Source organism: Nocardioides sp. NPDC057772 (assembly GCF_042798075.1).
In the GTDB taxonomy this organism is placed as follows: domain Bacteria; phylum Actinomycetota; class Actinomycetes; order Propionibacteriales; family Nocardioidaceae; genus Nocardioides.
In genome coordinates, this window is record NZ_JBHVKN010000207.1 from 1 (window position 1) to 9,065 (window position 9,065).

11 protein-coding genes are annotated in these 9,065 nt (G+C 67.4%); 4 read left to right on the top strand and 7 right to left on the bottom strand.

Translation table 11 applies throughout. The annotated features are described in order from the left end of the window. Positions 1–42: 42 nt before the first annotated feature. Genes ACFVJS_RS23495 through rpmH form a run of 5 tightly spaced genes read right to left on the bottom strand, consistent with a single transcriptional unit; the run spans position 43 to position 2,393 of the window. Positions 43–537, bottom strand: a complete 495-nt coding sequence (locus ACFVJS_RS23495) for a protein jag (protein ID WP_378885579.1) — start codon at positions 535–537, stop codon at positions 43–45. An 11-nt stretch (positions 538–548) separates the two neighbouring features. Next, positions 549–1,538 (bottom strand): membrane protein insertase YidC, encoded by a 990-nt coding sequence (gene yidC, locus ACFVJS_RS23500; protein ID WP_378885563.1) that lies wholly within the window; start codon positions 1,536–1,538, stop codon positions 549–551. A gap of 3 nt (positions 1,539–1,541) precedes the next feature. Beyond that, the gene (gene yidD, locus ACFVJS_RS23505) at positions 1,542–1,880 is read right to left on the bottom strand and encodes a membrane protein insertion efficiency factor YidD (protein ID WP_378885564.1); all 339 of its coding nucleotides are present in this window, start codon (positions 1,878–1,880) and stop codon (positions 1,542–1,544) included. Beyond that, positions 1,877–2,230 carry a ribonuclease P protein component gene (gene rnpA, locus ACFVJS_RS23510; protein ID WP_378885566.1) on the bottom strand — a complete coding sequence of 118 codons (354 nt, stop codon included), beginning with the start codon at positions 2,228–2,230 and terminating at the stop codon, positions 1,877–1,879. Before rnpA ends, yidD begins: the two co-directional genes overlap by 4 nt. A gap of 25 nt (positions 2,231–2,255) precedes the next feature. Next, on the bottom strand, positions 2,256–2,393 hold the full coding sequence (gene rpmH, locus ACFVJS_RS23515; protein WP_165112704.1) for a 50S ribosomal protein L34: 138 nt from the start codon (positions 2,391–2,393) through the stop codon (positions 2,256–2,258). Positions 2,394–2,997: 604 nt separating this feature from the next. Here rpmH and dnaA point away from each other — a divergent pair. The 3 genes from dnaA to gnd all read left to right on the top strand — a co-directional run bounded on the left by dnaA (position 2,998) and on the right by gnd (position 7,347). Next, complete coding sequence (dnaA, locus tag ACFVJS_RS23520; protein WP_378885569.1) at positions 2,998–4,665, top strand: chromosomal replication initiator protein DnaA; 1,668 nt, start codon at positions 2,998–3,000, stop codon at positions 4,663–4,665. Positions 4,666–5,258: 593 nt separating this feature from the next. Continuing rightward, positions 5,259–6,398, top strand: coding sequence for a DNA polymerase III subunit beta (gene dnaN, locus ACFVJS_RS23525; RefSeq protein WP_008355535.1), 1,140 nt, complete (start codon positions 5,259–5,261; stop codon positions 6,396–6,398). 58 nt (positions 6,399–6,456) lie between these two features. After that, positions 6,457–7,347, top strand: a complete 891-nt coding sequence (gene gnd / locus ACFVJS_RS23530; protein ID WP_378885571.1) for a phosphogluconate dehydrogenase (NAD(+)-dependent, decarboxylating) — start codon at positions 6,457–6,459, stop codon at positions 7,345–7,347. Between the two features lie 49 nt (positions 7,348–7,396). Here the strand turns inward: gnd and ACFVJS_RS23535 are convergent, their stop codons facing one another. Both ACFVJS_RS23535 and ACFVJS_RS23540 read right to left on the bottom strand, forming a co-directional pair. Next, the gene (locus ACFVJS_RS23535) at positions 7,397–7,843 is read right to left on the bottom strand and encodes a DUF2752 domain-containing protein (RefSeq protein WP_378885573.1); all 447 of its coding nucleotides are present in this window, start codon (positions 7,841–7,843) and stop codon (positions 7,397–7,399) included. After that, entirely contained in the window at positions 7,818–8,240 is a 423-nt protein-coding gene (locus tag ACFVJS_RS23540; protein WP_378885575.1) for an NINE protein, read from the bottom strand. Before ACFVJS_RS23540 ends, ACFVJS_RS23535 begins: the two co-directional genes overlap by 26 nt. Before the next feature lie 29 nt (positions 8,241–8,269). Here ACFVJS_RS23540 and recF point away from each other — a divergent pair. Then, on the top strand, positions 8,270–9,065 hold a 796-nt coding region (recF, locus tag ACFVJS_RS23545), incomplete at its 3' end, for a DNA replication/repair protein RecF (RefSeq protein ID WP_378885577.1).

The window sequence follows — 9,065 nt, forward strand, 5'->3', positions numbered from 1 at the left end:
TCGTGCCACACGGGCACGAGGGGCGATCTCTTTGCGTCAGCGTCACTCAGGCAGGACGACCACGTAGCGTCGCGGCTCCACACCGGAGGACTCCGAGGTGAGGCCGGCGGCGGCGACGGCGTCGTGGACGACCTTCCGCTCGAACGGCGACATCGGCTTCAGCGAGACCGGGGCGCCGGACTCCTTGACCTTCGCGACGGTCTCCTCGGCGAGCGCCATCAGCGTGGAGCGACGGTTGGCGCGGTAGCCGCCGACGTCGAGCATCAGCCGGGACCGCTCGCCGGTCTCGCGGTAGACGGCAAGGCGGGTCAGCTCCTGGAGCGCGTCCAGGACCTCACCGTGGCGACCGACCAGCTGCTGCAGGTCGCCACCGACGATCGAGACGGCAGCACGGTCGCCCTCGACGTCCATGTCGAGGTCGCCATCGAGGTCAGCGATGTCGAGGAGCTCCTCGAGGTAGTCGGCCGCGATGTCGCCTTCCTGCTCGAGCTGCTTGAGACGCGTCTCGTCGGTGACCGCGTCGACGGTCTCGCTCACGTCCTGGGTCGTCACTTGGTTCCCCCGTTCTTCTGGGTCGTGGAGCGACCGGCGGTCGTGCCGGCCTTCTTCCGCTGGCTCCGGGTCTGGTTCTTGGGCTGCGTGCGCTGCGCCGGACGCTTCTCGGTCTCCGCCTCGTTGGCCTCGGCGATGTCGATCTCCGCGTCGGTCAGGCCCTTCTTGCGGCGCTTGGCCTTGTCGCGCTCCTGCTTCGCGTCGAAGGCCGGCGTACCCGGCGCGGGGTTGTTGCGGATCACGTAGAACTGCTGGCCCATGGTCCACAGGTTGGAGGAGGTCCAGTAGAGGATCGTTCCGACCGGGAAGGCGATACCACCGACGGCGAACACGACAGGCAGCACGTAGAGCAGGAGCTTCTGCTGCTGGGCGTACTGACCCGTCATGGCGTCGGGCGGCATGTTCTTCGACATCAGCTGGCGCTGGGTGAGGAAGGTGGTGGCGATCATCGCCACGACCAGGAACCCGGTGAGGAAGTAGGTGCTGGTGTGGTCGGCCGTCGTGAACTGGTCCGAGAGCAGCGAGCCGAGCCAGGTCGACGTGGCGAACTCATGGGCGGCCTCATCGCTCAGGAAGCCCTTGCCGACGCCGTCCGAGGCGTGCTCGAGCATCCGGAACAGCACGAAGAAGATCGGCATCTGCAGCAGCAGCGGCAGGCAGGACGCGAACGGGTTGGTGCCCGAGTCCTTGTAGAGCTTCATGGTCTCGTTGGCGAGCTTCTCGCGGTCGTGACCGTACTTCTTCTGCAGCTCCCGGACCTTCGGCTGCAGCAGCTGCATGTTGCGGCTGGAGTTGATCTGCTTCACGAACAGCGGGATCAGCAGCGCGCGGATGGTCACGGTCAGGCCGACGATGGCCAGCGCCCACTGCCAACCCTCAGACGGAATGAAGTACGCGAACGCCTTCTGCCACACGAGCAGGATGCCCGAGATGGCGTAATACAGCGGTGTTGCGATCCATCCGAACAGATCGCCTATGGCTCCCACGGATCAGGCTCCTCGGTTTGGGGAGTCCGCACTTACACGGACAGGGTCTTCAGGGTCTCTTCGCATTTCTTGGCGCGTGGGTACGGGATCGAAGCCCCGCGTCTTGGCCCAGGGGACACAGCGGGCCAGACGGCGCGCCGTCAGCCAGCTCCCACGCCAGGCGCCGTGCGTCTTGACGGCCTCGAGTCCGTACGCCGAGCACGACGGGTAGTAACGGCACACATCGCCGTAGAGCGGACTGATCAGGGTCCGCCACACATGGAGCAGCCCGATCAGCACGGACGCGACGAGATGGTCGAGCTTGTCGAGACCACCACGTACGACGCGGACTGCCGTCGTCATCGGAGCACTCGCTCCAGACAGCGCCTCAGATCGGTGCCGAGGTCGTCGTACGTCGCGTCAGCGGCCGCGGGAAGCGCACGGACCACAAGCACAGCAGAGCCCGGGAGTCCGCTCAGGGACTCCCGGGCCTGATGACGCAGTCTGCGCTTCACACGATTCCGGACGACGGCCGGGCCGACGGCCTTGCTCACCACGAAGCCCACCTGCGGATCGCTCTCCCGGGCGACATCGCTGCCGGTGCCGGGGACGAGCAGGTGGACCACCAGGCTCTTCGAGCCCGCGCGCTTGCCTCGTCGTACCGCTTCCTTGAAGCCCGACGAATCGATCAGTCGATGACGACGTGGCAGCACGCGCGTGGTGGCTGAGGCCGGGGCCTCAGACGGTCAGGCTCTTGCGACCCTTGCGGCGGCGCGCCGCGAGGATGGCACGGCCGGCACGGGTGCGCATGCGCAGGCGGAAACCGTGCGTCTTGTGACGGCGGCGGTTGTTCGGCTGGTAAGTACGCTTGCTCACGGGGTGCTTCCTTAGTTGTGTGGGGCCGGCTGCTCTTCCGGCTGGTCTGATGGGGTCGCCCTCGGTGGTTCCAGGCGGGCCGTTTCAACAAACACCGCCCGTCCGCGCCTCGGCGACCAAGGCGTGGACATGCGGCGCCCGTAGATTCGACGGACCTAGCAACGGTACGTGGACGGCGAAACCACGGTCAAACTCGCGCCCTATCACACCTCTGTGATTATCCCTCCACCTGTGGAGGACGGGTTGCCCGTGACGGTCGCCAGCCGGTAACTTCGTCCTCTACCGAGGTTTCCCTGCACATCGTCAGGAGCGTCGGCCGCATTCGGGGGGATGCCACGCTGGGATCTATTTTTCCCACCTGACCTGCCGGAACGGTCGGATTCTCGAGGACGGCGACGTGTCTCGGTTGATCTCCGATGCCTACATTCGGGGATGCTCCACAGCTTGTGGAAAAGTCTGTGGAGGATGTAGACCAGACCGCTGCACCGATCCAGGCTGCATCAATACCGACCACCACCCGAGCCATCAGGGAAGGCAGGAATCTGTGGAGCACTCCGGCCTCGCGCCAGAACCACAGCCAGATCTCCAGTCCGCATGGACGCGGGTGGTCGCCGAGCTTCCGCCGAATCAGCGGGCCTGGCTCCGGGACAGCGAGCCACTCACCCTGCACGGGTCGACCGCCATCGTCGAGGTCCCCAACGACTTCATCCGCAACCAGATCGAGGGCCGCCTGCGCGGCACCTTGGAGAAGTCGCTCGGTGAGATCTTCGCGCGCGAGATCCGGATCGCGGTCACCGTCAACCCCGACATCGAGGTCACCCCCGACCCCGACACCCAGGCGATCATGATCTCCGAGCGGGAGATCGCCGCTGCCGATGCTGCCGCCGCGGCGGCCCTCCAGCAGCAGAACGCCTTCCCGAACCAGGCGGCCTTCCCGCACCAGTCGGTCTACCCGACGACCCCGCCGGGCCTGATCCCAGGCGTCCCGGCCGCGACCGAGCCACCCGGAGAGCCGGCTCCCGCCGCCTACGCAGGACCGCAGGGTCCGCTCGCGCCGCCGCCTGCGCCGCAGCCCGCTCCGCCCACGGGTCATGAGGACGTACGTCCCGACTATGCCGATTTGTCGACAAATCCCCCGGTGCCGCCGGTGGCGCCGGTCGAAGAGCCGGCCCCGCCGCGACAGCTCGTGCCCGGCCCACCGACGCGGGCGAGCGAGCCCAGCCACAACGTCCTCGAGACCCGGCTGAACCCGAAGTACACCTTCGAGACCTTCGTCATCGGGTCCTCCAACCGGTTCCCGCACGCGGCCGCGGTCGCGGTCAGCGAGGCGCCGGGCAAGGCCTACAACCCATTGCTCGTCTACGGGGAGTCCGGGCTGGGCAAGACCCACCTGCTGCACGCGATCGGTCACTACGTTCGGAGCCTCTACTCCGGGGCGAAGGTGCGCTACGTCAGCTCGGAGGAGTTCACCAACGAGTTCATCAACGCGATCCGCGACGACCGGCAGGACCGGTTCAAGCGGCGCTACCGCGATGTCGACGTCCTGCTGATCGACGACATCCAGTTCTTGGAGGGGAAGACCCAGACGCAGGAGGAGTTCTTCCACACCTTCAACACGCTCCACAACGCCAACAAGCAGATCGTGCTCACCTCCGACCGCCCGCCCAAGCGGCTCGAGGCGCTGGAGGACCGGCTGCGCAACCGGTTCGAGTGGGGTCTGATCACCGACGTCCAGCCGCCCGACATCGAGACCCGCATCGCGATCCTCCGCAAGAAGGCGGCGATGGAGCGGCTCACCGCGCCGCCGGACGTGCTCGAGTTCATCGCGAGCAAGATCCAGACCAACATCCGCGAGCTCGAGGGCGCGCTGATCCGGGTGACGGCGTTCGCCAACCTCAACCGCCAAGACGTCGACCTGACCCTGGCCGAGATCGTGCTCAAGGACCTGATCCCCGAGGGCGGCGAGCCCGAGATCACCGCCGGCCTGATCATCGCCCAGACCGCTGCCTACTTCGGGCTGTCGATCGACGAGCTCACCGGGCCCTCGCGTGGGCGTCACCTTGTCATGGCCCGCCAGATCGCCATGTATCTGTGTCGTGAGCTCACCGAGGACTCCCTGCCCAAGATCGGCAAGCACTTCGGAGGCCGCGACCACACCACCGTGATGTACGCCGAGCGGAAGATCAACCAGCTCCTCGCCGAGCGCCGAGCCGTCTTCAACCAGGTCTCCGAGCTCACCAACCGCGTCAAGATGCAGGCCCGACAGGCCTAGCCGACCAGCAGCCGTACGCGGCCGTCGACCCCGTCCGGGGCGGCGGCCGTTTCGCGTTTTGGGATTTCCAAAACCCACAGGACGAGATTTCCCGGGTTGTCCACAGCCCACAGGCTGGGTGGAACCTGTGGAGAAACGGCGGTTCAAATGGGATGGAAAAGGGGATGGCCTGTGCACAAAACACCGGAACGGGCCGACAACTCTCCACAGCCCACAGTGACGTGCGTCATTTCAGCAGGGCGTCCACATCCCCTGTGGAATGACATTTTCCGGGCTGACCAGCGACAACGCACCTCATCCACATTTCCCACAGATGCTCTTATGACGTACGAAACTATTTATGTCCATGGATCCTCGGTGAAATTCCACGAACGCCCCTCCCTGGGGACAACCCGCTCGAGGGCTCGAGCGCACAGGCAGGCCTGTGAAGAGCCGACACCGCTGAGCGCTTACCGGTTGTCGGCGGTCCGTGGCAGGATGCGTACTCCAGGTCATGTCAACGCGGGGGCGTTCCGGAAGCCGGTGTCGTCTCCCTTCCCCGGCCACATGTCCTCATACGCCCCGATGTCGAGTTAGAAGAAGGACAGGTCATCGTGAAGTTCCGCGTCGACCGCGACGTGTTCGCGGATGCCGTCGCCTGGGCTGCCCGCAGCCTTCCGGTACGCCCCAGCACCCCGGTGCTCTCCGGCCTCCTGATCGAGGCGGGTCACGAGGGCCTGGTGCTCTCGACGTTCGACTACGAGACCTCCGCGCGGGCGACGCTGTCGGCCGAGGTCGCCGACGAGGGCAAGGCACTGGTCTCGGGCAAGCTGCTCGCCGACATCTGTCGCAGCCTCCCGGCCAAGCCGGTCGAGATGGTGACCGATGGCGCCCGCGTCTCGCTCACCTGCGGGAGCGCGCGCTTCAGCCTGCAGACGATGCCGGTCGAGGACTACCCGACGCTGCCGGAGATGCCGACCGCGGCCGGCACGGTGAAGTCGGAGCTGTTCGCCCACGCCGTCGCCCAGGCCGTGACCGCCGCCGGCCGTGACGACATGCTGCCGGTGCTGACCGGCGTGCGGCTCGAGATCGAGGGCTCCACGATCTCGCTGCTCGCCACCGACCGCTTCCGCCTCTCCCACCGTGAGCTCGAGTGGAACCCGGCCACCCCCGACGAGAGCCTGGCCGCGCTGGTGCCGGCGAAGGTGCTCGGCGACACCGCCAAGTCGCTGACCAGCGGCAGCGAGGTCACCCTCGCGCTGTCCACCACTGGCACCGGTGAGGGGATCATCGGCTTCGAGGGCGCGGCCGCGGGTGGCGTACGCCGCACGACGACGCGCCTGCTCGACGGTGAGTTCCCGAAGGTCCGCAGCCTGTTCCCGGCCGAGCACCTCACCACCGCGCTCGTCGACAAGGCCTCGCTGGTCGAGTCGGTCAAGCGCGTCGCCCTGGTCGCCGAGCGCAACACCGCGGTCCAGATGGTCTTCGAGGACGGCGTGCTCACCCTCGACGCCGGTTCCGGCGACGAGGCCCAGGCGTCCGAGTCGATCGAGGCGACCATGGAGGGCGAGGGGCTGACCACCGGGTTCAACCCGCAGTTCCTCCTCGACGGGCTGCAGGCCATCGACGAGCAGGTCGTCGAGCTCGCGTTCACCCAGGCCCCGAAGCCCGTGGTGATCAGCGGCAAGCCGGCCGAGGGTGGCGAGGAGCCGGGCTTCCGCTACCTGCTGATGCCGCGCCGCCTGCTCTCCTGATTCGCTCCCTCATTAAGGTGGTCTCGAAAAGCTCGACCACCTGTGGATAGGAACTTGCATGGACATCGGACTCGTCGGTCTCGGCAAGATGGGTGGCAACATGCGCACCCGCCTGCGGGAGGCTGGTCACACCGTCGTCGGATACGACCCCAACCCTGACCTCGCCGACGTGGCGAGCCTCGCGGAGATGGTCGAGGCGCTGCCCAGCCCGAAGGTGGTCTGGGTGATGGTGCCGGCGGGCGATCCGACCCGCTCCACCATCGCCGAGCTCAAGGAGCTCCTCGGCGAGGGCGACCTGGTGGTCGACGGCGGCAACTCGAAATACACCGACGACGCCAAGAACGCCGAGAGCCTGGCCGAGAAGGGCATCGGCTTCGTCGACTGCGGCGTCTCCGGCGGCGTCTGGGGTCTCCAGAACGGCTACGCGCTGATGTACGGCGGCTCCAAGGAGGACGCCGCCAAGGTGATGCCGGCGTTCGAGGCGCTCAAGCCGTCCGGCACCGAGGACGGTCTGGTCCACTGCGGCACCACCCCCGGCGCCGGCCACTTCTCCAAGATGGTCCACAACGGCATCGAGTACGCGATGATGCAGGCCTACGCCGAGGGCTGGGAGCTCCTCGACAAGGTCGACATTGTCGACAACGTCCCGGAGATCTTCGCCTCGTGGCGCACCGGCACGGTCGTACGTTCCTGGCTGCTCGACCTGCTCGTCGACCAGCTGCGCGCCGACGAGCACCTCGACAAGATCAAGGGCTACGCCGAGGATTCGGGCGAGGGCCGCTGGACCGTCGAGGCCGCGATCGAGAACGCCGTCCCGATGCCGGCCATCTCGGCCTCGCTGTTCGCGCGGTTCGTCTCGCGGCAGGAGGACGACCACGCCATGAAGGCGATCGCCGCGATGCGCAACGGTTTCGGCGGGCACGCGGTGATCTCGGAGTCGGAGGCCTGATCCTCGGCGCGGTGGTCTCGACAGGCTCGACCACCGGCTCGACCACCCGTCAGATGGGGTCGATGACTCCGGTCATGGTGAGGACCAGACGGACGGCGCCATAGGCGACGAAGAGTGCGAAGAGGCCGAGCACGACCGGGTTCTTCACGAGTTTGTCAAGGTCAGCGGGGCGTTTCCCGGAAATGCGGGAACGCGCCGAGACCACGGCGAGGATGACGATCGCCACGATGAGCACCGGTCCGAACCAGTTGCTCGCCAGCGAGGAGCCGATGTCGCCGTGCATCAGGTAGACCCACGACCGGGTCAGACCGCAGCCGGGGCAGGGCAGACCGGTGAGCGCGCGGAACGGGCAGAGCACCGGGCCGTCCTCGATGCCGCCGGCAGGCAGCAGCGCCGCGATGACGACCCCGCCGACGCCGATGGCGGCGGTGACCTCCGTGGAGCTCACCGCCGCGGCGCGTTGACGCAGGTCAGGAGAGGGGCTTGCCGTCGGCATCGGGAAACTTTCGCACGGCGACGAGGATGATGTCGACGATCGTCCAGATCCCGAAGCCTCCACAGGTGATCAGCTTGAGGATGCCGAGGCCGATCTGCCCGACGTAGAACCTGTCCACGCCGAAGGAACCCAGGAAGATCGAAAGCAGCAGGGTGATCAGCCACTCCCGGCTCGAGAAGACGCCCGGGATCTGTTTCACGGGAAACCATTGCTGGTCGGTGCCGAGACTGGCCGGGGTGTCCGACTTGATCTGCCCGGCGGCAGCCATCTGAGCGAGCTGCTGGACCGGGTAGGGCCCGTGGACCTGGCCCATCACCGACAGGTAGAAAGGCCCGGCCGACCCGCCGAAGGCGGGTTGCCCTGGAGGCGGGCCGTAAGGGTTGGGAGACTGGGTCATGCAGGCACCTTAACGAGAGAGGAAACACGATGTACGTCTCACACCTCTCTCTCCACGACTTCCGCTCCTACCCGAACGTCGAGGTCCCCCTCGACGCCGGTGTGACCGCGTTCGTCGGCCGCAACGGCCAGGGCAAGACCAACCTGGTCGAGGCGATCGACTACCTCTCCCGCCTGCAGTCCCACCGCGTCGCCACCGACGCCCCGCTGGTCCGGGCCGGTGCCGACCAGGCCGTCGTGCGCGCCGCGGTCGTCCGCGACGGCCGCACCGCCACGCTCGAGGTCGAGATCAACGCCGGCCGCGCCAACAAGGCCCGGATCAACAGGAGCCCGCTCCCCCGCACCCGCGACCTGGTCGGACTGGTCCGCACCGTCGTCTTCTCCCCTGAGGACCTGACCCTCGTCAAGGGCGACCCCTCCGACCGGAGGCGCTTCCTCGACGACCTGATGATCCTGCGCAGCCCCCGTCTGGCAGGCGTACGCAGCGACTACGACCGCGTCCTCAAGCAGCGCAACTCGCTGCTCAAGACCGCCGGGCTCGCCCGGGGCTCGGCACGCGAGGGTGCCCTCGCCACGCTGGCCGTCTGGGACGATCACCTCGCCCGCACCGGCGCCGAGATCCTCGCCCAGCGCCTCGCCCTCGTCGACGCGCTCAAGCCGTACGTCGGCAAGGCCTACGAGACGGTTGCCCGCGGGGCGAGCCGCGACGACGCCGACATCACCTACAAGTCGGTGGTCGAGCCGGTGGTCGAGCTTGCCGAGACCACCACCCCGAGCGTAGAGGCCCTCCGCCAAGCAATCCTCGAGGAGCTCGCACGACGCCAGA

Coding starts and splice junctions, on each gene's coding strand:
- yidD (WP_378885564.1), bottom strand. CDS start 1,880: ATGACGACGGCAGTCCGCGTCGTACGTGGTGGTCTCGACAAGCTCGAC.
- gnd (WP_378885571.1), top strand. CDS start 6,457: ATGGACATCGGACTCGTCGGTCTCGGCAAGATGGGTGGCAACATGCGC.
- ACFVJS_RS23535 (WP_378885573.1), bottom strand. CDS start 7,843: ATGCCGACGGCAAGCCCCTCTCCTGACCTGCGTCAACGCGCCGCGGCG.
- ACFVJS_RS23540 (WP_378885575.1), bottom strand. CDS start 8,240: ATGACCCAGTCTCCCAACCCTTACGGCCCGCCTCCAGGGCAACCCGCC.